This is a genomic window from Streptomyces sp. MUM 2J, assembly GCF_022414535.1.
In the GTDB taxonomy this organism is placed as follows: domain Bacteria; phylum Actinomycetota; class Actinomycetes; order Streptomycetales; family Streptomycetaceae; genus Streptomyces.
Genome location: NZ_JADWYM010000027.1, coordinates 52921 through 75684, shown reverse-complemented (window position 1 = coordinate 75684; position 22764 = coordinate 52921). Strand labels below are relative to the sequence as shown.

Below are 22764 nucleotides of genomic sequence, written 5' to 3'. Positions count from 1 at the left end.
AGTGGTGGTGCGGGACCGGAACGATCCGGCGATCGGCTTCCGCAGGGCGATCGGGGCGGAACTCCTCGGCGAGTGGACGGTATGCCGCCTGAGCGGCGAGCCCCTCGCGGGGCACGCCGCCCTGGCGCCGGCGTCCTGAACCGGGCCGAACCGGGTGAGGGTGCCTCACCTGGTGTCGCTCACCGACTCCCCGGAGAGTGCGGCGCGCCCGGCCTCCAGGCGGGCGACCGGCACGCGGAACGGCGAGCAGGAGACGTAGTCCAGGCCGGTGGCGTGGAAGAAGTGCACCGAGTCGGGGTCGCCGCCGTGCTCCCCGCAGACACCGATCTTCAGGTCGGGGCGTGCCGCCCGGCCCTCGGCGACGGCGATGCCGACCAGGCGGCCGACGCCCTCGCGGTCCAGCGTCTCGAACGGCGAGGTGGCGAAGACGCCCTTGTCGAGGTAGGCGGAGAAGAAGGCCGCCTCGACGTCGTCACGGGAGAATCCCCAGGTGGTCTGGGTGAGATCGTTCGTGCCGAACGAGAAGAACTCGGCCACCTCGGCGATCCGCCCCGCCGTCAGCGCCGCCCGCGGCAGCTCGATCATCGTGCCGACCGGGCAGTGCACGTCGATCCCGGACTCCTCCGAGACGGCGGCCAGAACCCGCTCCACTTCCTCGCGCACCAGCCGCAGCTCCCTGACGTCGCCGACCAGCGGCACCATGATCTCCGCCTTGGGCGAGCCACCGGCCCGCCTGCGCTCCACCACCGCCTCGGCGATCGCGCGTACCTGCATGGCGACCAGGCCGGGCACCACCAGGCCGAGACGGACGCCCCGCAGGCCGAGCATCGGGTTCTCCTCGTGCATGCGCCGCACCGCCGCCAGCACCGTGGCGTCGTGCGGGTCCGGGTGCTCGCCGCGGGCCTCGGCGGCACCGATGCGCACGGCCAGCTCCGTGGGGTCCGGCAGGAACTCGTGCAGCGGCGGGTCCAGCAGCCGGATGGTGACGGGCAGCCCGTCCATCGCCGCGAGGATGCCCGTGAAGTCCTGCCGCTGAAGGGGGAGCAGCGCCCCCAGCGCACGGTCGCGGGAGACGTCGTCGGCGGCCAGGATCATCTCCTCGACCAGCGCGCGCCGCTCGCCGAGGAACATGTGTTCCGTACGGCACAGCCCGATGCCCTGGGCGCCGAACCGGCGGGCCCGGGCGGCGTCCTCGGGGGTGTCGGCGTTGGCGCGCACCTCCAGCCGGCGTACCTCGTCGGCGAGCCGCAGGGCCGAGGCGACCGCGTCCACCGCACCGGCGGAGCGCTCTCCGGTCTCCAGGTACCGCATGACCTCCGAGTCCACCAGCGGTGCCGCGCCGCCGTACACGGCCCCTGCGGAGCCGTCGACGGAGACCACCGTGCCCTCCTCCACCACGGTCCCCGCGCGGGTGGTGAAGCGCCGGGCCACGGTGTCCACGGCGAGTTCCTCGGCCCCGCACACGCAGACCTTGCCCATCCCGCGGGCCACGACGGCCGCGTGGGAGGTCTTGCCGCCGCGGCTGGTCAGCACCGCCTGCGCGGCGACCATGCCGGGCAGGTCGTCGGGGGTGGTCTCCTGGCGGACCAGGACCACCTTCTCCCCGGCCGCGGCCCGCCGAGCCGCCTCGGTGGAGTCGAAGACCACCGCGCCGACCGCGGCACCGGGCGAGGCAGCGATGCCGCGGGCGAGGGGCGCGCCGGTCGCCGAGGCGTCGAAGCGGGGGAACATCAGCCGGGCGAGCCCGTCGCCGCCGACCCGCGCCAGCCCCTCCCGCTCCGTGATCAGCTTCTCGTCCGCCAGCTGGGCGGCGATCACGAACGCGGCCTCGGCGGTCCGCTTGCCCACCCGGGTCTGCAGCATCCACAGCGTGCCGCGCTCGATGGTGAACTCGATGTCGCACAGGTCCCGGTAGTGCCGCTCCAGCGTGCCCATGTGGTCGCGCAGCCGGTGGTACGACTCGGAGTCCAGCTGCTCCAGCTCGGCCAGCGGCACGGTGTTGCGGATGCCGGCCACCACGTCCTCGCCCTGCGCGTTGGGCAGGTAGTCGCCGTACAGGCCGGGCAGGCCGGTGGCCGGGTCACGGGTGAAGGCGACCCCGCTTCCGGAGTCCGTGCCGAGGTTTCCGTAGACCATCCGCTGCACCGTCACCGCGGTGCCCAGGTCGTCGGGGATGTGCTCGCGCCGCCGGTACAGGCGGGCGCGTTCGCCGTTCCAGGAACGGAAGACCGCGAGGACCGCCCGGCGCAGTTGCTCGGCGGGGGACTGCGGGAAGTGGTCGCCGGTCCGCTCGTGGATGAGCCGCTTGTACGCCTCGACGAGTTCGGTGAGGTCGGCGGCCTCCAGATGCACGTCGTCCGGGACGCCCCGCCGCTCCTTGAGGTCGGTCAGCAGCCGGTCGAACAGCTCCCCGTCGACGCCCATGACCGTGCTGCCGAACATCTGCACCAGCCGCCGGTAGGAGTCCCAGGCGAAACGCTCGCTGCCGGAGACCTTGGCCAGGCCGGTCACGGAGTCGTCGTTGAGGCCGATGTCCAGGACCGTCTCCATCATGCCGGGCATGGAGAAACGGGCACCGGACCGCACGGACACCAGCAGCGGGTCGTCGGGCTGGCCCAGGTGACGTCCGGCTCCGGCCTCGATCGCCGACAGGTGCCGCGAGATCTCCCGGAACATGCCCTCCGGCTCGTTGCCGGTGCGCAGGAACTCCCGGCAGGCCTCGGTGGAGACGATGAAACCCGGCGGGACCGGGAGTCCCAGCCGGGTCATCTCGGCGAGGTTCGCGCCCTTGCCGCCGAGCAGGTCGGCCAGCTCCCGGCCACCCTCGCTGAAGTCGTACACATAAGGCACCATGACACCGCGCTCCTCGGCTCCGTGGCTGCTGGCTCCGTCCCTTCCAGCGTCGGGCCGCCGCCGGGGCGGAGGCAGATGCCGCCCGACCCCCGCGGTGGGGCCGGTCGGCCCCGACCGGTTCAGCAGATGCGGGGCAGCAGCTCGCCGATCGGCAGGTCCACCACGCGGCGGGCGCCGACCAGTGTGCGCAGCACGACACGGCCCGCCGGGCCGTCCGCGGACACCTCGCCGATCCGCACCGCGTCCCTGCCCTCCGGCCGCGAGCGCAGCGCCGCCAGGGCCGCGTCCGCCGCCTCGGGCGCCACGAACGCCACCAGGCAGCCCTCGTTGGCGACGACGAGTGGATCGAGCCCCAGCAGATCGCAGGCGGCGGCCACGGCCCGCGGCACGGGCACGGCGTCCTCGTCGATCTCGACGGAGGCCCGCGAGTCGCGGGCGATCTCGTTGAGAGCCGCGGCCAGTCCGCCGCGGGTCGGGTCCCGCAGGGTGTGCACCTGCGCGCCGAGCGGCGCCAGCGACGCCACGAGTTCGTGCAGGGGACGGCTGTCGGAGGCGATGTCGCCCTCGAAGCCGAGCCCCTCGCGCGTGGACAGCACCGTGGTGCCGTGCAGCCCGATCGGCCCCGACAGCAGCACCGCGTCGCCGGGCCGCGCCAGTGCGGCCGACGGACGCAGCCCCAGGCGGCGCTGCCCGATGCCGGTCGTGGTGACGAAGACCCGGTCGGCGGCGCCGCGGCCCACCACCTTGGTGTCGCCGGTGACGACGGGGACCCCGGCCTCGCGCGCCGCCTTGCCCATCGACTCGACGACCGCACGCAGCTCCGCGAGCGGCAGACCCTCCTCCACCACCAGCGCCACCGACAGGGCGACCGGCCGGGCACCGCGCATGGCGAGGTCGTTGACCGTGCCGTTGACCGCCAGCGAGCCGATGTCGCCGCCGGGGAAGAACAGCGGGCTGACGACGAAGCTGTCCGTGCTCACCACCAGGTCGGGGTGGCCGGGCAGCAGTGCCGCGTCCTCCAGCGGCCCGCCCTGGCCCTCCAGCGCCGGCAGCACCAGGGTGTCCAGCAGCTCGGCGGTCAGCCGGCCGCCAGCGCCATGACCGAGCAGGACGACGTCGTCCTCGTGGTGCGGGCTGGGGCATACGGCACTCATGACAGGGACCCTTCCTTCGTCCGGCCCGCCGCGTGGAAGGCGGCGCAGGTGCCCTCCGCGGACACCATCGGGGCCCCCAGCGGACGGCGGGGCGTGCAGCGGCTGCCGTAGGCGGCGCAGTCGGTGGGCAACCGGGCACCGGTGAGCACGGCGCCGGCGATGCAGTCGGTGTCCTCCACCGGGCGCAGACCGTCCACCGAGAACCGGTGGGCGGCGTCGAAACGGGCGTACCGCGAGGCGAGTTCGAGCCCGCTGCCGGGCAGCGCGCCGATGCCGCGCCAGGCCCGGTCGGTGACCTCGAACACCTCGCGGACGGCGTCCTGCGCCTCGGTGTTGCCGCTGCGGCGTACGGCCCTCACGTACTGGTTCTCCACCACGTGCCGGCCGGACTCCAGCTGCCGCACCGCCATCAGGATGCCCTCCAGCAGATCCAGCGGCTCGAAGCCGGTCACCACGACCGGCACCCGGTAGCGGGCGGCGATCGGCTCGTACTCGCGCCAGCCCATCACCGCGCACACGTGCCCGGCCGCGAGGAAGGCCTGCACCTCGCAGTCCGGGTCGTCGAGCAGCGCGGTCATGGCGGGCGGCACCAGCACATGGCTGACCAGCATGGAGAAGTTGTCCAGGCCCAGCCGGTCGGCGTGCAGGACGGCCATGGCGGCCGCGGGGGCCGTGGTCTCGAAGCCCACCGCCAGGAACACCACCTCGTGCCCCGGACGAGAGGCGGCCAGACGCACGGCGTCCATCGGCGTGTACACCACCCGGACGTCCGCGCCGCGGGCGCGCAGCGACAGCAGGTCCGTGTCCGTGCCGGGAACCCGCAGCATGTCGCCGAAGCTCGTGAAGATCACGCCGGGCCGCGCGGCGATCGCCATGGCCCGGTCCAGGGTCTCCAGCGGGGTGACGCACACCGGGCAGCCCGGTCCGTGGATCATGCGGATCCCGGCGGGCAGCAGTTCGTCGATGCCCTGCCGGACCAGGGTGTGCGTCTGGCCGCCGCACACCTCCATGATCCGCCAGGGCGCGGTCGCGGTGCGGCGCAGCTCCTCCAGCAGCCGCCGGGCGAGGGCCGGATCACGGTACTCGTCCAGGTACTTCACTGCGGTTCACCCCGCGCGGACCCGGCGACCAGGTCGCACTCGACACCCACCACGCCCTCGATCGCGCGGATCAGCCGGGTCGCCACGGGCACCAGGGACGCGTCCCGGATCCGGCCGCTGAGCGTGACCACCCCGTCGTCCACCGCCACCCGCACGGGCTCCAGCGGCACGGGGAACAGGTAGGACACCACCTCGCGGCGCACCTCCTCGGCGATGTCCTCGTCGGACCGCAGGAAGACCTTCAGCAGGTCCGCCCGGCTCACGATCCCCTCCAGCAGCCCCTCGGCGTTGACCACCGGCAGCCGCTTCAGCCCGCGCCGGGCCATGATGCGCGACGCCTCGGCGAGCGTGGCGTCGGAGTGGACGGTGACGGCCGGCGCGCTCATCAGCTCCTCCGCCCGCACTCCGCCCGCCTTCGCCAGGTCGGTGAGCCGGCTGAGCTGGACGAACCGGTCCGGGTCGGAGTCCCGGAACTCCTCCTTCGGCAGCAGGTCGGCCTCGGAGACGACGCCGATGACCCGGCCCTCGCCCTCCAGCACCGGAACCGCGCTGACCTTCCACTGCTCCATGAGCGTGACGATGTCCTTGAACGGGGCATCGCGGCCCACCGCCACGACCTCGCGTGTCATGACGTCACTCACGATGTGCGGGCTGCCGTGCATGGTTGTTCTCCTCGGATGGTCAGGTGCGTTCGACGGTGAGGTCGAGGAAGTGGGTGGAGCAGGAGATGCACGGGTCGTGGTTGCGGATGGTCCGCTCGCACAGCCTGGTCAGCTCCTCGTCGCCCGGGTCGCCCGCGACGAGGGCCGCCTGCGCGGTCCGCGCGAGGTCGTCCTCGATGGCCCCCTGGTTCTGCGCGGTGGGCGGCACGATCCGGGCGTCGGTGACGGTGCCGTCCGGCGCGAGCCGGTAGCGGTGGTACAGCAGTCCGCGTGGCGCCTCCGTGGCGCCGTGACCGGTACCGGCGGCCGGTGGCACCTCCACGTACGGGCGGGAGGGCGGCTCGTAGGCGGCGATCAGCCGCAGGGCCTCGTCGACGGCGTACACCACCTCCACGGCCCGCACGAGGATCGACCGGTAGGGATTGCGGCACACCGCACCTTCCGCCGGGTCGCCGAGACCCGCCTCGCGGGCTGCCTCGCGCGCCCCGGCCGTCAGCAGCGCGCCGCCCACGGCGAACCGGGCGAGGGCGCCGGTGAGATGGCGGCGCCCGTCGAGCCGGGAGTGCAGTGCCGTCGAGTGCGGTACCTGCTCCTCGCAGACGTGGCCGAGGAAGCCGGGCAGCGCGAAGCTGCTCCGCACGCCGTCCGCGCGCAGCACCGTCGGGGTGCCCCGCTCCACGGCGTACCGGTCCGGGGCGGCCAGCGCCAGGAAGTCGGCGTCGGTGGCGGTGTCCGGGAAGTCGAAGCCCGCCACCCAGCGCACCGTTGCGCGGGCGTCGTCGGCGGCGCGGCGCAACCGCTCCTGAAGCGGCCTCAACTCGTCGCGCGTGGGCACGCGGTGGAAGCCGCCCAGCCGGACGTTGACGGGGTGGACGGCGCGGCCCCCGAGCTGTTCGAGCAGCGCGTTGCCGGCCTGCTTCAGCCGCAGTCCCCGCTCCACGGCGGCCCGCTGGGTGCGAGCCAGGTCGATCGCGCCGTCGCAGCCGAGGAAGTCCGGCGCGTGCAGGAGATGGATGTGCAGGGCGTGGCTCTCGATCCACTCGCCGCAGTACAGCAGCCGGCGCAGGTCCTGCACCGCCGGGTCGACCGTGACGCCGCAGGCGTCCTCGACCGCCTGGCAGGCGCTCATCTGGTAGGCCACCGGGCAGATGCCGCACACCCGGGCGGTGATGTCGGGCGGCTCGGTGTGCGCCCGGCCGCGCAGGAACGCCTCGAAGAAGCGCGGCGGCTCGTAGATGCGCAGCCGGGCCTCCTCGACGCGGCCGGCGGCGACCCGCAGGTGCAGGGCGCCCTCGCCCTCCACCCGCGCGAGCGAGCCGACGCGCAGGACACGGGAACCGCGGTGGGTCACGGCCGTACCTCCTCGTCCGTGGTGTCCGCCTCCGTGTCCCGGCCGGGCGGCTCCGCCCCCGTGCCGGGCGGGTCGAAGGCGGTGGCGTTGAACGTGCGCAGCAGACGCCGCACGTCCCGCTCGTCGAGCCCGTCGCGGCGCAGCAGCGGGATCAGGGCGGGCAGGTTCACCGAACCCGAGGGGCCGAAGCAGCCGTAGCAGCCGCGGCCGAACGCCGGGCAGATCGCCCCGCAGCCGGCGTGCGTGACCGGCCCGAGGCAGGGAGTGCCGTGGGCGACGGTGACGCACACCGTGCCCCGGCGCTTGCACGCGAAGCACACGCTGTGGTTCGGCACGTCCGGCCTTCGCCCGGCCAGGAACGCCGTGACGACCTCCAGCAGCTGACCCCGGTCGATGGGGCAGCCGCGCAGCTCGAAGTCCACGTCCACGTGCGCCGACACGGGTGTGGAGGTGGCCAGCGTCTCGACGTACTCGGGCCGGGCGTAGACGGTGCGCCGGAACTCCTCGACGTCGGCGAAGTCGCGCAGCGCCTGGATGCCGCCGGCGGTGGCGCACGCGCCGATCGTCACCAGCACCCGGCACTGCGCGCGGATCTCCCGGATCCGCCGGGCGTCGTCCGGGGTGGTGACCGAGCCCTCGACCAGCCCGAGGTCGTAGGGGCCGGGCTCCACCGCGCTCGACGCCTCCAGGAAGTGGGCGATCCGCACCCGGCCGGCGAGCGCGAGGAGTTCGTCCTCGCAGTCGAGGAGCGTGAGCTGGCAGCCGTCACAGGAGGCCAGTTTGAACACCGCGAGGGTGGGCGCGGACATGGTCACAACTCCCTCACCGTCAGCAGGTCCCGGGCCCGGTCCCAGCCGATCACCGGCCCGTCCCGGCACAGCAGCGCACCACCGAGCTGGCAGTGGCCGCAGTGCCCGGTGCCGCAGCGCATGTTCCGCTCCAGCGACACCCGGACCCGGTCCGGCGCCAGCCCTCGGTGCACCAGTTCGCGGGCGGTCGCGCGGATCATCGCCTCGGGTCCGCAGACGAACGCCGTGGTGTTCGCCGGGTCGAACCGCGCCTCGTTGAACAGTTCGGTGACCAGACCGACCCGGCCGCGCCAGGCGGGGGAGGGGCGGTCGACGGTGACCGCGCAGTGCAGTGGGCCGTCCCCCGCAGCCCAGTCCGAGAGCTGCCGCGTGTACAGCAGGTCGCCGGGGGTGCGGGCACCGACGAGCAGGTTCGGGCGGCCGTGGGCGTCGGGGGCGGCGAGCGCCGCGAGCACCAGGGGCCGCAGCGGGGCGAGGCCGATGCCGCCCGCGACCACGAGCACGTCCCGGCCGGCCGCCCGCGGCAGATCCCAGCCGGTGCCGAAAGGGCCGCGCAGCCCGACCCGGTCGCCCGGCCGCAGTGCGCACAGCGCCGCCGACACCGCGCCGACCGAGCGGACCGTGTGGACCAGCTCGCCCGCGCCGATGCGGGACACCGAGACGGGGATCTCCCCGACCCCGAACGCGTACACCATGGCGAACCGGCCCGGTGCGAAGGGCGCGAGTGCCGCCGTGCCCGCCGGTGCCAGCGTGATGCTGACGGTGTCGGCGGTCTCGGGCCTGGTCCGGACCACCCGGTACGGCACGGGCACGTCGGTCATGTCAGCTTCCCGCTGCCGTAGGGGGCGTACAGGTCGAGCAGCCGGATGCGGGTCGCGCGCAGCCGCTCGGCGACCACCCCGCCCACCCAGCGGGCGATCGCCCGGCCGAACACGGCGTCCTCCTCGCACAGCAGCCGCACGGTCGCCGCGTCGAACTCGTAGGCCTGCACGGAACTCGTCGTCTCCGCGCCCAGGTGCCACTCGTACGGGGGGAAGTACCATGACCAGCCGACGAGTTCGCCGCGGCCCAGCGTCTCCACCACGGCGTTCCGCCGCCCGGGGACGTGGACGTCGAGGGCGACCGTCCCGGTGCGCACGATCCAGAACCGGTCCGCGCGCCGGCCCTCCTGGAACAGGCGGGTACCCGCGGGGAAGGACACCTCGCGGGCGATCCGCGTCAGCCGCGCGCGGTGCTCGGCCCCCAGTGCCGAGTCCCAGGCGGTCGAGGCCATGGTCGTCACTCCTCACGGTCGTCGTGCGGCGGGCCCGCGGACGTCTCCGCGTGGAGCGCCGAGGCCTCCTCGGTGATGTCGATCCCGACCGGGCACCAGGTGATGCAGCGCCCGCAGCCGACACAGCCCGACGTGCCGAACTGGTCGTACCAGGTGGAGAGCTTGTGGGTGAGCCACTGCCGGTACCGGCTGCGCCCCGAGGCCCGGACCGGGCCGCCGTGCAGGAGGGAGAAGTCGAGGTCGAAGCAGGAGTCCCAGCGCTGCCACCGCTCGGCGTGGTCGCCGGTGAGGTCGGTGACCTCCTCGGTGGTGGTGCAGAAGCAGGTGGGACACACCATGGTGCAGTTCCCGCAGGTCAGGCAGCGGGCGGCCACGTCGTCCCAGCGCTCGGCCTCCAGGCTCCCGGCCAGCAGGGCGCGCAGGTCCACGGGCGGCATGGCCCGGCCCATCCGCTCCCGTGCCGCGGCCACCGCGGACCGGGCGGCCGTCCCGGTCTCCGCGTCGGCCGGGCGGTGCGGGACGGCCGCGAGGACCTCCTCGCCGGCGTCGCTGCCGGTCCGGACGTGGAAACGGTGACCGTCGGCGTCGATCACCTCGGTCAGCGCGAGATCGAAACCGGCGTCCGCTCCCGGACCACCGCCCATGGACACGCAGAAGCAGGTGGCTCCCGGCTCGGTGCACTCGGCCGCGATCAGGAACGCGCCCACGCGGCGCTCCCGGTACCCGCGGTCCGGATACCGTCCCCCGGCCAGCACCCGGTCCTGCACCGCGATGGCCCGCAGGTCGCAGGGCCGCACCCCGAGGAAGGCGTACGACGGCTGCGGGGGCCGCTCCTCGGTCACCGACAGCTCCCCGTCAGCACCGCGGTCGACGCTCCACAGTTTCTCCCGCTCCGGGTGCAGGAACGCCTTCCACGACTGCGGTCCCGTGGTGTGCGCGAAGGCGGCGCCGTCCGTGCGGGGGACCAGCCGGTAGCGGCCGGCCTCGACCTCGCTCCCCCAGCCGAACGGAAGCCGGCGGGCCGAGTCCAGCTCGGCCAGGACGACGGCCCCGTCCCGCACGGTCGGTCCGACGACCGTGCGTCCCTGCCCGCGCAGCACCTCGACCAGAGCGTCGAGCCCGCTGAGGTCCAGGACGGCGGTCGTGCGGCGGTCTGGCATCGTTCCCTCCGAGGCGCGGTGGGACTGCTGTGTCCAGACTGTCCCGCGCACCGCGCGGCCGCCACAGGCCGCCCGGGCCCGGGCAAGGGCCCTTCGGCCCTGACCGGCCCCCGGCGCCGGCAGGCGTGACCGGACGCCCCGCCGGAGCGGTCCCGCACGTCCCGGCGGGGCGGCCGGAGCGGGAACACCGGCCCGGCCCTGTCCCGGCGGGCCGGGGGGAGTCAGCGCGGGCGGCCGCCCGCGTCCGGCAGTGCCTCTCCCAGCTCGCCCGTCACCGCGTCCGCCATGGCCCGCAGCACCTCCAGGGTGCGTTCGGCCTCGGCCTCGTCCACCCGGGTGATGGCGAACCCGACGTGGACCACGACGTAGGCGCCCACGTCCGCCTCCGGCGTGTAGGCGAGGCACACCTCCCGGCGCACGCCGCCGAAGTCGACCGTCCCCATCCGCACGCCCGCCTCCTCATGGACCTCGGTGATCCGGCCGGGGATGCCCAGACACATCGCGCTCACTCCTCATCCGCGAGCAGCGCGGACGCCACCGCCGCCTGCCCGAAGCCGATACCGCCGTCGTTGACCGGGACGCGGTGGCCCGTCAGGACCCGCAGGCCCTGCCCGCGCAGCAGCCGGTCGACCTCGGTCAGCAGCCGGCGGTTCTGGAAGCAGCCGCCGCCCAGGCACACCGTGCGCGGGGCACCCGCGGCCACCGCGCGCTCCACCAGGGCCGCGGTCACCTCGGCGACGGTCGTGTGGCAGGCGGCCGCCAGCCGGGGTACGGGAACACCGTCGGCGAGCCCCTCCAGCAGGGCGGTGAGCGTCGGGGCGGGGTCGTACACCCACAGGCCCTCCACCCGCACCAGCCGCCACGGCAGCGCACCGGCCCGCAGTGCGCCCGCCGCGCTTTCCAGGGCGACGGCCGCCTGCCCCTCGTAGGACACCGTGTCCCCGAGCCCGAGCAGGCTCGCCACCGCGTCGAACAGCCGGCCCGCGCTGGACGCCTGCGGGCTGTTGACGCCGCGCTCCACCATGACCCGCGTCAGGCGTGCCACCGGGTCGTCGAGCCGCTCCGTGAACGGCCGGGTCAGCCAGGGCGCGGGCCGCGGCACGCCCAGCGGCTCCCCGCCGTACAGGTAGCCGAGGGCCATGCGGGCGGGGTGCCGCACCGCGGCCTCCCCGCCGGGCAGCGGTGCCCGCGCGAAGCGGCCCACCCGGCGGTACCCGGTGAGTCCGGCGACCAGCACCTCGCCGCCCCACAGCGTGCCGTCGTCGCCCAGGCCCAACCCGTCGTAGGCCACCCCCACGAACGGCTCGCTCAGCCCGTGCTCGGCGGCGACAGCCGCCACGTGCGCGTGATGGTGCTGGACGGGGATCCGACGGGCGAAGCGCCCGCTGCGCGCCCACTGCGTCGACAGGTACCCGGGATGCAGGTCGTGGGCGACGGCGCGCGGCACGATGCCGGTCAGACGGGTCAGATCGGCGTAGCCGGCCTCGAAGGCGTCGTGCGTCGCCGCGTCCGCCAGGTCCCCGGTGTGCGCCCCGACGTGCGCCCGCCCCCGCTCCGCCAGCGCGAAGGAATGCTTGAGCTGGGCGCCGGCCCCCACCACGGACTGCCGGGCGGGCACCGGCAGCGTCAGCGGCGCCGGGGCGTAGCCGCGCGCCCGCCGCAGCACGTGCACACCCCGCTGCACGACCTGCACGACGGAGTCGTCGTAGCGGGCGTGGACGGGCCGGTCGTGCGTGAGGAAGCCGTCCGCGACCGTCCCGAGCGACCGGCGGGCGTCGGCGTCCTCGGTGGCGAGGGGCTCGTCGGCGAGGTTGCCACTGGTCACCACCAGGGGCCGGGCGAGTTCGGACAGCAGCAGGTGGTGCAGTCCGGTGGTCGGCAGGAAGAGCCCCACCCGGTCCGTGCCGGGATGCACCAAAGGGGCGAGGCGCTCCCCGTGACGGCGGGCGCGGAGCAGCACGACGGGCCGCTGCGGCGAGCCGAGGACGACCGTCTCCGTGCGGCCGGCGTGCGCCAGCCGCCGCACCGCGGCCAGGTCGCCCACCATGACCGCGAACGGCTTGGCGGGGCGGCGTTTGCGCCGTCTCAGCTCGGCCACCGCCGCCGCGTCGGTGGCGTCGCACACCAGCTGGTAGCCGCCGAGTCCCTTCACAGCGACGACGCCGCCGCCCGCGACCGTCCGCGCCGCCGCCCGCAGCGCCGCCTCGCCGGTCCTGTCCTCCCAGGCCAGCCGGGGACCGCACGCCGGGCAGGCGAGCGGCTCCGCGTGGAAGCGCCGGTCCGCCGGGTCGGCGTACTCGGCCGCGCACGCGGGGCACAGCGGGAACCGGCGCATCGTGGTGCGCGCGCGGTCGTAGGGCAGGTCCTCGATGACGCTGGCCCTCGGTCCGCAGTCGGAGCAGGTGATGAACGGGTACCGGTGGCGCCGGTCCGCCGGGTCGAACAGCTCGTGCAGGCACGCCGCGCAGATCGCCGCGTCCGGCGGGACCTCGCGCGGCGCCGCCGCCGGGGCCTCCCGGCTCGCGACCACCGCGAAACCCGCGCCCGCGGGGGCCGCCTCGCGCGGGACGTCACGCACCTCGACGCGGCGCACCGCGGCCAGCGGCGGTGCCTTCCCGCGCAGCCGGGCCACCAGTTCGCGCAGGTCGCCCGGACGTCCCGACGCGGTCAGCTCGACATGGCCGTCCACGTTGCACACCCATCCGTCGAGGCCGAGCTCGGTCGCCGTCCGGTGGACATAGGGGCGGAAGCCCACGCCCTGGACCCGGCCGAAGACCTCGATGCGCTGGGTGCGACGCTCGCTCATGGCCGCCCCCCGCCCGTCGCGTGCCCCGTCACCTGCCCCGCCACGTCCGCCTCGACGGCGTCGGCCACCGTCTCGACGCAGGCCGCGACCGGCGCCGACAGGCCTCGGCCCAGCGCATGGCTGGCGCCCTCCACCGCGTACACCACGAGCCGGCCCGGCAGCCGGCCCAGGACCCGGGACAGCTCGACGGCCTCGCCCAGGCCCAGCCCGTGCGAGCTGGTGGCCGTGGGGCCGGGCGGCGTGCCGTCCAGAGCCAGGCGGTGGACCCGGCCGGGACGCGGCGGGTCCGACTGCGCGGCGTCGACGACGACGGCCAGGGCGGCGCTCTCCCACAGCGCGAGCAGCCGACCCGGGTCTCCGTCGCAGGTCTCCAGGGCGGTTCCGGGCGGCAGGGGCCTGTGGCGCGCCCGCTCCCGCAGGCACGCGATCACGGCCCAGCCCACGCCGTCGTCGTGACGGAACTCGTTGCCGACCCCGATGACGACGATCCGGGAGGCCACGGACATCTTTCCGCTCCCTCGTTCCGGCTGACGGCCACAGCGGCCACCCGGTCATCCTCGGCCGGACGCACCGGCCGGAGGAGGGGCCGTTGGGCCCCGGCGGGGGCCGAACCGCCCTTCCCGTCCGCTGCCGCACCGACGACGGTGGGAACCGGCCGGGGGCGCCGCCCGGCCGGAGGCGGTGGGAACGATGACGACGATACTTCCCCTCGTCGTGGGCGTCGACGGATCGCCCGGCAGCCTGACGGCCGTCGACTGGGCGGTCGACGAGGCCGCCCGGCACGGCGCACCGCTGCGCCTGGTCCACGGCACCCACGACGCGCACCACACGCGTGTCACCCGGACGGCGGACCCGGCGCGGCACGGGCGGGCCGACCGGATCGTCGCCCTCGCGGCGGAGCGCGCCCGCAGGCGCAACCCGTCGGTGGACGTGTCCACCGACGTCGTCCCGGCCGACCCCGTGGACGCGCTCCTCTCCGCGGGCGACCACGCCTCGGCTCTCGTCACCGGCGCGCGGGGGCTCGGCGAGGCGGCCGGACTGCTGCTCGGCTCGGTCGGTCTCGCGGTCGCCTCCCGCGCGCGCTGCCCGGTGGTCGTGGTGCGGGGCGACCCGGCCGGACTGGCCGGCCGCCACGACCGGATCCTCCTCGGCGCCGGGGAGCCCGCCGGCGGCGGTGCGGCGGTGCGGTTCGCCTTCCGGGAGGCCGAGGCCCGGGGGTGCGAACTCGACGCGGTCCGGGCCTGGCGTCGTCCGGCCCGTGACGGCGGCGACCACGGGCGCCCCGCCGGGGCGCCCGACCGCCCCCACGAGGAGGAGGCCCGTGCGCGGCTGGACGACCTGCTCGGCCCCGTGGCCGCCGAACACCCCGGGGTACGGGTACGCCGTACGGCCGTGCAGGGGCCGGCCCGCAAGGTGCTGGTGCAGCGGTCGGCCGCCGCCGACCTCGTCGTGGTCGGCGCCCACCGTCGGCCGGGCGCTCTCGGACCCCGGCTCGGCCGGGTGGCCCACACCCTGCTGCACCACGCCGAGGCACCGGTGGCGGTGATCCCGCAGGAGCCATGAGCGCGGGTGGCGCCGGGGACCGCGGGGATGAGCCGCCTGAGCCGGGGAAGCGGTCGCGGGGTGGACGGCGACGCCCCGGGACCACCGCCGGCGGACCGGCGCGGCATCAAGGGCCGGATGGCCGAGGGCCGGGCCCCATGGCCCCTCCTCGCCCCGGTCCGGCTGCCGGAGGGTGGAAAGCGGAAGCCGACCGAGCTTTCAGGAGGTGTGCGTCATGGTGCAGCCCGTTGTCGCCGGAATCGACGGATCCGCCGAAAGTCTGACCGCCGCGCAGTGGGCGGCCCGCGAGGCCGTACGCCGCGACCGGCCGCTCCACCTGCTGCACGTCTGGAACTGGCACCCCGAGCAGCGGGACGGCGAGCCCGGCGACGCCGTACAACGGCACCTGGCACGGCGCTGCCTGCGCGAGGCCGAGGAAGCGGTCCGCGCGGCCTGCCCCGATGTCCGGCTCTCCGACGATCAGGTGCCGGGTCCCGCGACCGAGGCCCTGGCCAAGGCGGCCGAGCAGGCCGAACTGCTGGTGCTCGGCTCACGCGGGCTGAGCGGCTTCACCGGGTTCCTCGTCGGATCGGTCGCCCTCGGTGTCGTCGCACGGGCCCTCGGCCCCGTCGTCCTCGTCCGCGCCGGCGAGGAGGCGGCCGACGAGCATCTTCCGGCGGGCGACGGCAGCCCCTCGCTGCACACCGGCTACCGGGACGTCGTGCTCGGCATCGACCTCACGCGGCCCTGCGACGAGGTCGTCGAGTTCGCCTTCGAGGCGGCCCGGCAGCGTGGGGCGGCCCTGCGCGCCGTGCACGCCTGGCGGGCCCCCGGGCCTCTGGGTCTCGGCCAGGGCGACATCGCCCTGGTGGACGAGCCCGACCGGGCCGAGGAGTGGCTCGGGTTCCTCTCCGCGGTCCTGAGCCCGTGGCGGGACAAGTACCCGGACGTCCCGGTCACGGAGACGGTCGTGAAGGAGAGGCCCGGCACCGCGCTGGTGCGGGCCGCGACCGGCGCGAGCCTCCTCGTCGTCGGCCGCCGTGTCTCCGAGCGGCCCGTGGGCCCGCGGACCGGTCCGGTCACCCACGCCGCCATCCACCACGTCGGCTGCCCGGTGGCCGTGGTACCCCACGCATGACCCGGCGGGGCCGGCCGCACCGGCCGGCCCCGCGCACGCTCCAGGAGGTGTCCGCCGTGATCAGGTCGGTCGTGGCCGGTGTGGACGACTCGGCGGAGGGTTTCGACGCAGCCGACTGGGCCGCGCGCGAGGCGCTGCGCCGGGGACTGCCGCTCCGGCTGGTGCACGCCCGCAAGCCCGGCCCGCCGCGGGGCACTCCCGAGACCGGCCCGCCCGAACCCACGGCCGCCGAACGGCACGCCCGCATGCTGCTGCACCACGTGCTCGACCGGCTCGACGAGCGCCACCCGCAGCTCACCATCACCGCGGAGCAGGTGGCCGGGGATCCGGCCGCCGTGCTGCTCGCGCAGGCGGCGGAGGCCGACCTGCTGGTCATCGGCAGCCAGGGGCGCAGCGGCCTCGGCGGATTCGTGTCCGGGGCGGTGGCACCGGTCGTCGCCGCCCGCAGCCGACGCCCCGTCGTCCTCGTGCGGGCCGGCCGGACCCCCGAGGCCGACCACCTTCCGGACGCCCGCGGCAGGCCGTCGGTGCACACCCCGTTCCGTGACGTGGCGGTCGCGGTGGACATCGGAGAGCCGTCCGCCGACGACGTCCTGGACTTCGCCTTCCGCGCCGCGGAACTCCGCCACGCCCCGCTGCGCGCCCTGCACGTCTGGCACGCGCCCGTCACCCACGTGCTGCCGGACGCCGAGCAGCGCGGCCGGATGAGAGCGGCGGCGCAGCGCGAGTTGACCGGCCGACTCGACCCGTGGCGCCGCAAGTACCCCACGGTCGTGGTCCGGGAGGCCGTCCCCGAGGGACGCCCGGCTCATGTGCTGGTGCGGGCGGCCGGCGGCGCCGGGCTGCTGGTGATCGGAACCCGCAGGCGCAGGCGCCCCGCCGGCACGCACACCGGACCGGTCGCCCACGCCCTGGTCCACCACGTGCGGTGCCCGGTGGCGCTGGTCCCGCACGACTGAGGGTCCCCGGCCGAGCCGGCGGGGGCGCCGGACCCCGCGTGCCGCCCGTTCACCCCGGGGACCGCTCCGAACCCCCTTGGTGCTCCGCCGCCGTGCGCGGAGGCGCCCAGCGCAGGGCCGCCGTGCCCTCGGCGTGGGCGACGGCGAGCCCCGCCGGGCAGGCCGCGAGCGCCGACACGTCCGCGGGGACGTGATACGCGGGCTGCAGCTCCCTGCGTGTCCGCAGGTCCCAGAAGGCCACCCAGCGGTCCTCACCGCCACCGGCGGCCACGACGGTGCCGTCCGCGAGCTCCACCGCCGACAGCGCCGTCACCCGGCGTTCCAGACCGGTCAGGTGATGCGGGGCCTGCGGCGCGAGAAGGTCCCACACGCGCACCTCGCCGGCCTCCCCGCCCGCGACGGCCACGGCCCGGCCTCCGGGCAGCACGGCGGTGGCCAGCGCGTGGACCGGCGCCGCCCGGACCGCCGGGGCGGCCGTCCCGCGCCCCGACGACAGCTCCCACACCAGCAGCCCGCCGTGTGCGTCCGCGCTGACCACGACACCGGAGGCGCCGGGCGGTTCGGCCACCGCGAGGGCGAGGATCCGGGCGCCGGAATGTCCGAGGAAACGGCTCACCAGGGCCCCGCTCGCCAGGTCCCGGACCTCCGCCGTGCCGTCGTCGCAGCCCGCGACCACCACGGGGAGGCCGTCCGCGGTCCGTCCGCAGCCCAGGGCGCGGATCCGGCGCGGGCCGGGGTACGAGCGGATCGGCGCCCCGGTCGTCAGGTCCCATGTCCGCAGCAGCCCGTCCCGGCCCCCCGTCACGGCCACCGGGCCCACGTCCGGAAGCTCGGCCGTCGCCACGGCCCGCACCCGCCGCCGGTCCGCCTCCGCCATCCTGTGCCGGTGCCGGCCGTTGGCGAACTCCCGCACCTCCAGGGTGCGTCCGCCCCCGACGACCAGCAGGGCGGGGCCCCGACCGGGCACGGCGAGCGCGACGGAGTCGACCGGCTCGCCCCGCACCGCGGGCACCCGACCGGTCCCGGCCGCCCCCTCACGTCCCGGGCCCTCGCCCTCCCGGCCCGCCTCGGGGCCCGTGCCGCCCGCCGTAGCGGCCGTCTCCCGGCCCGCCTCCGCACCCGCCGCCCCGTCCCCGGCCGGACGTCCGGTCCGTTCTTCCGCCCCCTCCTCGGCCTCCTCGTCCGCTCCTGCTCCGGCCGGCCTCCCGGGCGCTCCTTCGGCCGTCGCCCCGTTCGCCCCTGCGGCGGGACCCGGGGCGGAGCCCTCGGCCCGCCGGGCGCGGGACGGGCCGCCGGACCGGTCGCCGGCCGAGCCGGTGGAACGGTCGCCGGGCAGGCCGTCGGGACGGCCGCCGGACGGCCCCTCCACCGCGCTGTCGGCGGCCTCGGGCGTCACGTCCCACACCACCGCGCGCCCGTCCATGCCGCCGCTGACCACCAGCACCCGGTCACCGAGCCGGCGGACGGCGAGGTCCTGCACCCCTTCTGCGTGCGCGGCGAGCCAGTGGGTGCAGGTGCCGGTGCGCAGGTTCCAGACGGCCACGCGGCCGTCGGCGCACCCGGTGACCGCCAGGCCGTCACGGGTCTCCCCGAGCACGGCCGAACAGGTGATCACCCCGTGCCGGCCCCGCAGGTCGTGCAGCAGGCGTCCCCCGTCCAGGTCCCACACCAGCACCCGCCCCTGCCGGTCCCCGCTCACCGCCAGCGAGCGGTCGCCGTCGGTGCCCGCGGCCACCGTCGTCACCCAGGCCCGGTGGCCGGACAGGGCGTACAGCAGGCCGCCGTCGTCCAGGTCCCACACGCGGAGCGCCCCGTCCACCCCACCGGTGACGGCCGCCACGCTGCCGTCCGCCCGCCGAGCGACGGCCACGGCCCGCACGAAGTCCGCGTGCGGGCCGAGCCGGTGCAGCCTGCGCCCCGTCCGCAGGTCCCACACCATCGCCGCGTACTCGTCCCCGGCGGCGATCGCCACGGCCCTGCCGTCGCGCCGCGTGCCCGTCGCGAGGGCCCGCACGAGCGGCAGGGGGCTGTCGCGCTCGAACAGCAGGCGACCGGCGTCCAGGTCCCAGAACAGCACCTTCCGGCCGCTGCCGGCCGAGACGGCGCGGGCGCCGCCGTCCGGCAGCGTGAGCGCGCTCAGCAGGGTCGGCCGGGGCACGCCCTGCTCCTCCAGGGTGTCCAGAAGAGCGCCCGTGCCCAGGTCGTGCACGAACAGCCGACCGCTGCCGCTGCCGAAGAGCCAGTCCTGCTCCCGGGGACCGCTGCCGCCGGCGAGGACCAGCACGTCCCGGCCGTCCGCCCGCCGGGTCGCCGCCACCGCGCGCACCGCCCCGGACGCCGTGCCGAGGTCGCCCAGCGCCTGGCCGTTCAGCGGATCCCACAGGCACACCCGCCCGTCCGTCCCGGCCGTGACGGCGACCCCGTGGACCGCGCCGGGCGGCCCGGCGAGCAGTACCCGGGTCAGGGGCCCGGCATGTGCGCCGAGTACGTGCAGCCGGGCCGCCGCCGCCGTACGGCTCAGTGCCCAGCGGGGCCGGACGTACGCCGGGGGCGGCCCGGTCACGGCGGCGACGGCCGCCGCCAGCTCCGCGTCCTGCCACACGACGGCGTCCAGGACCAGCAGATCCCGCCGGGCCGTCGGGCTGTCGCGCAGCGGATGGTGGGCCGTGGTCTGCCGGTAGACGTCGGCGTTGCGGCGGGCCCGCGGCTTGCGCGCGCGGTGCAGGTGGGGCACGAGGCGGTCCGGCTCGGCGTGCAGCAGATGGCCCGGGTCCGCCAGCAGCGCGTCCAGTTCCCGTTCGCCCGCCCCCGCCGCGTGGTCGACCGCGTGCCGCCGCAGGTAGGGGTCGGCCGCCGACCAGTCGCGGACGCCGCCCTCGGCCGGGACCTCGGCCAGCAGGGCGTCGAGGACCGCCGTGGGATCGGCCCGTGGAGCCATGTGCTCGGCGAGCGCCTGGTGGAAGAAGCGGTACAGCTGCCGGTCGCCGTCCGTGGTGGTGCGGAGGTGGAAACGGGCGCCCTCCAGCGCCCTGCGGGTGTCCTCGGGCCGGGGCGGCAGCAGCCGGCCCCGTGCCCCGGGGGCGAGTTCCAGCGCCACCGCGTGGACGAGCTCCAGCGGCATTCCGGCACCGGCCGCCCGGCCGACGGCGGCCAGCACCGGCCCCGTCCAGGGATCCTCTGCCGTCAGGGTCCGCAGGTTCAGGTCGAGCACGCCGGGCAGACCGGCCGGCAGGCCGGCGACGATCTCCGCGGGGGCGGGCGGCGTACCGGCGGCGTGCCGCGTCCGCAGATGGGTGCCGTACAGAAAGGCCGCCAGGAAGGGGCCGTCCTCGGCCGATTCCGCCAGGCGGCCGGCGATCGCCTGCGCCGTCGCGGCGGGGTAGTGCGGGTCCAGCAGCTTCTCCAGGTAGAGCCCGAGATCGTCGGCGAGCACCTCGGGTTCCTCGCGGTCCAGGTCGATCTCGAGGTCGGGTCGTCCGTCGAGGACGGCGTGCAGGTCGCGGAGGGCGTCCGGCCACAGCCGGGTGCCCAGCAGTACCCGGCAGCCCGGCGCCGTCCGCGTCGCCGGGCGGCCCGCCAGCGGCAGGATCACCTCTCGCAGCAGTTCCTCGGGGTCGTCCGCCTCGTCCAGGGCGTCCACCACGACGGTCGTCCCGCCGCCCTCCGCCAGCGCGCCGAACAACTCCTCCGGGCCCACGGCACCGTCCGGTTCGTACGGCGGCCCGTCCCCCGGCGGAGCGCCCACCGCGCGGGCCTGGCGATGCAGCGAGGCCACCACCTGGCGTACCGTCAGCTTCCGGGCGTGCACGGCCAGCAGCCGGGGGTCGGGTTCGGGGCGGAACGCCCGGAGGTTCAGGCGGGCCCGCAGTGCCACGAGCGTGGGATGCACGCTGCACACGGCCGCCCCGAGCAGGGCCGACTTGCCCGCCCCCGGGCTCCCGGTGACCACCAGCAGCCGGTCCTCCGTGCCCGACGGGTCGTCCAGCCACTCCTTCAGGCGCGCCAGTTGCCGCTCCCGGCCGCTGAAGTGGAACAGCTCCCCGTCCGCGGTGCCGGCGGCCCGGGTGGCGAAGTGGACCACGTCGAACCGCGGATCGAGGGCGCCGACGAAGTGACGCAGACCCTCGTCGAGATGGGCGAGGTAGGCATCCGACGGGCGTCCGCGGAACCACGGGTTGGCCAGGAAGGGGGCCGTCCGCAGCACCGCCTCGTTGTACGAGGTGCGCACCACGTCCTGCTTGGGCCGGCCCTGTTCGGCATCCGCGCGGGCCATCACCTCGTCGATCCTCGCGGCCAGCAGCTCCACCGGGACGTACGGCCGCGAGGTCGGCACGAACAGCTCGCGCCGCGCGATCTCCTCCAGCACGGTCGCCGTCGCCGTGCTGAACCGCGCCCCGTAGGTGATCTCGTCGGCCGCGCACGCCGCGATCACCCAGGCCCTGCGGTTCTTCACCCCGGCCAGCTGCGCGACGAGCTGCGGGCGCAGAGCCGCGCCGGCTCCGCACACGTCGAGCAGGAACAGCACCGGACCGCCGGTGCCGCGGTCGACGGTCCGCAGCAGCGCCGCGACGTCGACCGCCGAGCCGTGGACGTGCCCCGACTGCGGATCCGTGTCGTACACGGCCAGGTACAGGTCCTCGTCGACGAGCAGCCCGTGCCCGCTGAAGTGCACGATCAGGGGATCGTCGCCGGCGTGCTCGCACACCGCCTTCCAGGCGGCGGCCCACTGCTCCAGGGTCGGGTCGTGCAGCACGTCCGCGACCCGGATGCCCAGCGCGTCGACGGCCCGGGCCACGTCGAGGACCGCGTTCCGCACGCTCGGCAGGGTCGACAGCACGGTCTCCCCCCTCGCGCGGCTCCCCTCGTCCGAGGAGCGCCCCGGAAAGCCCCCGGCGCCCACCACGAGCGCGTGCACCGTCACCTGCGGACCCTCCTCCCGAACGCGTTCACCTCCCGCCGGACGCGGCGGCTCAGTCCGCCAGGTAGGGGGCGAGCGCGGCGGCCGCGAGCCCGCTGGAGAGATAGCCGCCCAGCGTGTGCGGATCGAACAGGCCGATGTCCGTGGTCTCGTGCAGGTCGACCGGGAAGGCGTCGCCGAGCCGCGCCGGGACGGCCACCAGGTCCCCCACGTCGGCGATGTTCACCCAGTGCCGGACCCCGCGCGGCCGGGCCCCGCGACCGGCCACCGGCTCCGGCTCCAGCTTGCGCATCAGCGCCGGCAGGCCCAGCGGGGAGCCCAGCGTCAGCAGCAGGTCCAGTTCCAGGTCCGGGTGGGCGTGCAGGGCCTCGTACGCCACGACGCTGCCCAGCGAGTGCGCCACCAGCACCCGCGCACCGCTGCTGCGGACCGCCTCCGCGACCGTCGCCCGCACCGCGCGGCGCCGGGCGGGCCGGGAGGTGTAGGCGTCGGTGTCCTGCAGCGTGGCGACCACCAGGCGCGCCACCAGCTCCGCCAGCCGCTCCCGGACACCTGGCGCGGCGCCGCGGGCCCGCCGTGCCACGAGCCGCGAAATGCCCCACCGCAAGGGGGCCAGCAGGGCGGCCTGCGACTCGACGGGCTCCACCCCGGCTGCCCGCAGCCACTCCCATGCTTCCGCCAGCTGGCCGTCCGACAGGTCCTCCGGGCGCTCGTGCCCGGCGGACTGTCGCTCGGGGCGGTAGTCGTCGGCGAGCTGGTGGGCGTAGTAGGCCATCACCAGGGGCGGTACCTCGATGTGCGACAGGCGCGCCGCGGCGAGCCCCTCGCGCAGCCGTTTCGCGGCGTCCTCGGCCTTCTCCCGCGCCGCCTGCCCCGGCGTCAGTCCGGGTTCCGCGTTCCAGATGCCGTGCACGAGTACGACCGGTCCCACGCCGACCACCCCCAGGTCCCCACCGGATGTGCCGGGACTCCTACCCTGTGTGGCGTCCGCCGCAACCCGTACCTGATGTCTCGTCAGGAACACCTGTTCGCAAAGGTG

17 protein-coding genes are annotated in these 22764 nt (G+C 76.0%); 3 read left to right on the top strand and 14 right to left on the bottom strand.

Annotation, left to right across the window (positions count from 1 at the left end; genetic code table 11):
• Positions 1-165 precede the first annotated feature (165 nt).
• From ppdK to I3F54_RS21430, 12 genes are all read right to left on the bottom strand, one after another.
• Positions 166-2853: a pyruvate, phosphate dikinase gene (ppdK, locus tag I3F54_RS21485; RefSeq protein WP_240120464.1), complete on the bottom strand. Its 2688-nt coding sequence runs from the start codon at positions 2851-2853 to the stop codon at positions 166-168.
• 119 nt (positions 2854-2972) lie between these two features.
• Entirely contained in the window at positions 2973-4007 is a 1035-nt protein-coding gene (gene hypE / locus I3F54_RS21480) for a hydrogenase expression/formation protein HypE (RefSeq protein WP_240120463.1), read from the bottom strand.
• The gene (gene hypD / locus I3F54_RS21475) at positions 4004-5107 is read right to left on the bottom strand and encodes a hydrogenase formation protein HypD (protein ID WP_240120462.1); all 1104 of its coding nucleotides are present in this window, start codon (positions 5105-5107) and stop codon (positions 4004-4006) included. Before hypD ends, hypE begins: the two co-directional genes overlap by 4 nt.
• Positions 5104-5769 carry a CBS domain-containing protein gene (locus I3F54_RS21470; RefSeq protein ID WP_240120461.1) on the bottom strand — a complete coding sequence of 222 codons (666 nt, stop codon included), beginning with the start codon at positions 5767-5769 and terminating at the stop codon, positions 5104-5106. Before I3F54_RS21470 ends, hypD begins: the two co-directional genes overlap by 4 nt.
• Positions 5770-5788: 19 nt before the next feature.
• A complete protein-coding gene (locus I3F54_RS21465; RefSeq protein ID WP_240120460.1) occupies positions 5789-7120 on the bottom strand; it encodes a Ni/Fe hydrogenase subunit alpha in 1332 nt (443 codons plus the stop codon).
• Complete coding sequence (locus I3F54_RS21460; protein ID WP_240120459.1) at positions 7117-7929, bottom strand: oxidoreductase; 813 nt, start codon at positions 7927-7929, stop codon at positions 7117-7119. Before I3F54_RS21460 ends, I3F54_RS21465 begins: the two co-directional genes overlap by 4 nt.
• A gap of 2 nt (positions 7930-7931) precedes the next feature.
• Positions 7932-8750 carry an FAD/NAD(P)-binding protein gene (locus I3F54_RS21455; protein WP_240120458.1) on the bottom strand — a complete coding sequence of 273 codons (819 nt, stop codon included), beginning with the start codon at positions 8748-8750 and terminating at the stop codon, positions 7932-7934.
• Positions 8747-9202: a Crp/Fnr family transcriptional regulator gene (locus I3F54_RS21450; protein ID WP_240120457.1), complete on the bottom strand. Its 456-nt coding sequence runs from the start codon at positions 9200-9202 to the stop codon at positions 8747-8749. Before I3F54_RS21450 ends, I3F54_RS21455 begins: the two co-directional genes overlap by 4 nt.
• A 5-nt stretch (positions 9203-9207) precedes the next feature.
• Entirely contained in the window at positions 9208-10362 is a 1155-nt protein-coding gene (locus I3F54_RS21445) for a 4Fe-4S dicluster domain-containing protein (RefSeq protein ID WP_240120456.1), read from the bottom strand.
• 221 nt (positions 10363-10583) lie between these two features.
• On the bottom strand, positions 10584-10862 hold the full coding sequence (locus I3F54_RS21440) for a HypC/HybG/HupF family hydrogenase formation chaperone (protein WP_240120455.1): 279 nt from the start codon (positions 10860-10862) through the stop codon (positions 10584-10586).
• Between the two features lie 5 nt (positions 10863-10867).
• Complete coding sequence (gene hypF, locus I3F54_RS21435) at positions 10868-13168, bottom strand: carbamoyltransferase HypF (RefSeq protein ID WP_240120454.1); 2301 nt, start codon at positions 13166-13168, stop codon at positions 10868-10870.
• Positions 13165-13674: a hydrogenase maturation protease gene (locus I3F54_RS21430; RefSeq protein ID WP_240120453.1), complete on the bottom strand. Its 510-nt coding sequence runs from the start codon at positions 13672-13674 to the stop codon at positions 13165-13167. The genes hypF and I3F54_RS21430 overlap by 4 nt, the downstream gene beginning before the upstream one ends.
• A 184-nt stretch (positions 13675-13858) precedes the next feature.
• On the opposite strand from I3F54_RS21430, the gene I3F54_RS21425 reads away from it, so the two are divergent.
• The 3 genes from I3F54_RS21425 (at position 13859) to I3F54_RS21415 (ending at position 16807) form a co-directional block, all read left to right on the top strand.
• Positions 13859-14731 (top strand): universal stress protein, encoded by an 873-nt coding sequence (locus I3F54_RS21425; protein ID WP_240120452.1) that lies wholly within the window; start codon positions 13859-13861, stop codon positions 14729-14731.
• Between the two features lie 214 nt (positions 14732-14945).
• Complete coding sequence (locus tag I3F54_RS21420; RefSeq protein WP_240120451.1) at positions 14946-15848, top strand: universal stress protein; 903 nt, start codon at positions 14946-14948, stop codon at positions 15846-15848.
• A gap of 56 nt (positions 15849-15904) precedes the next feature.
• Positions 15905-16807 carry a universal stress protein gene (locus tag I3F54_RS21415; RefSeq protein WP_240120450.1) on the top strand — a complete coding sequence of 301 codons (903 nt, stop codon included), beginning with the start codon at positions 15905-15907 and terminating at the stop codon, positions 16805-16807.
• Positions 16808-16856: 49 nt separating this feature from the next.
• Here the strand turns inward: I3F54_RS21415 and I3F54_RS21410 are convergent, their stop codons facing one another.
• The gene (locus tag I3F54_RS21410) at positions 16857-21728 is read right to left on the bottom strand and encodes an AAA family ATPase (protein ID WP_240120449.1); all 4872 of its coding nucleotides are present in this window, start codon (positions 21726-21728) and stop codon (positions 16857-16859) included.
• A gap of 49 nt (positions 21729-21777) precedes the next feature.
• Positions 21778-22656, bottom strand: coding sequence for a hypothetical protein (locus I3F54_RS21405; RefSeq protein ID WP_240120448.1), 879 nt, complete (start codon positions 22654-22656; stop codon positions 21778-21780).
• Positions 22657-22764: the final 108 nt, after the last annotated feature.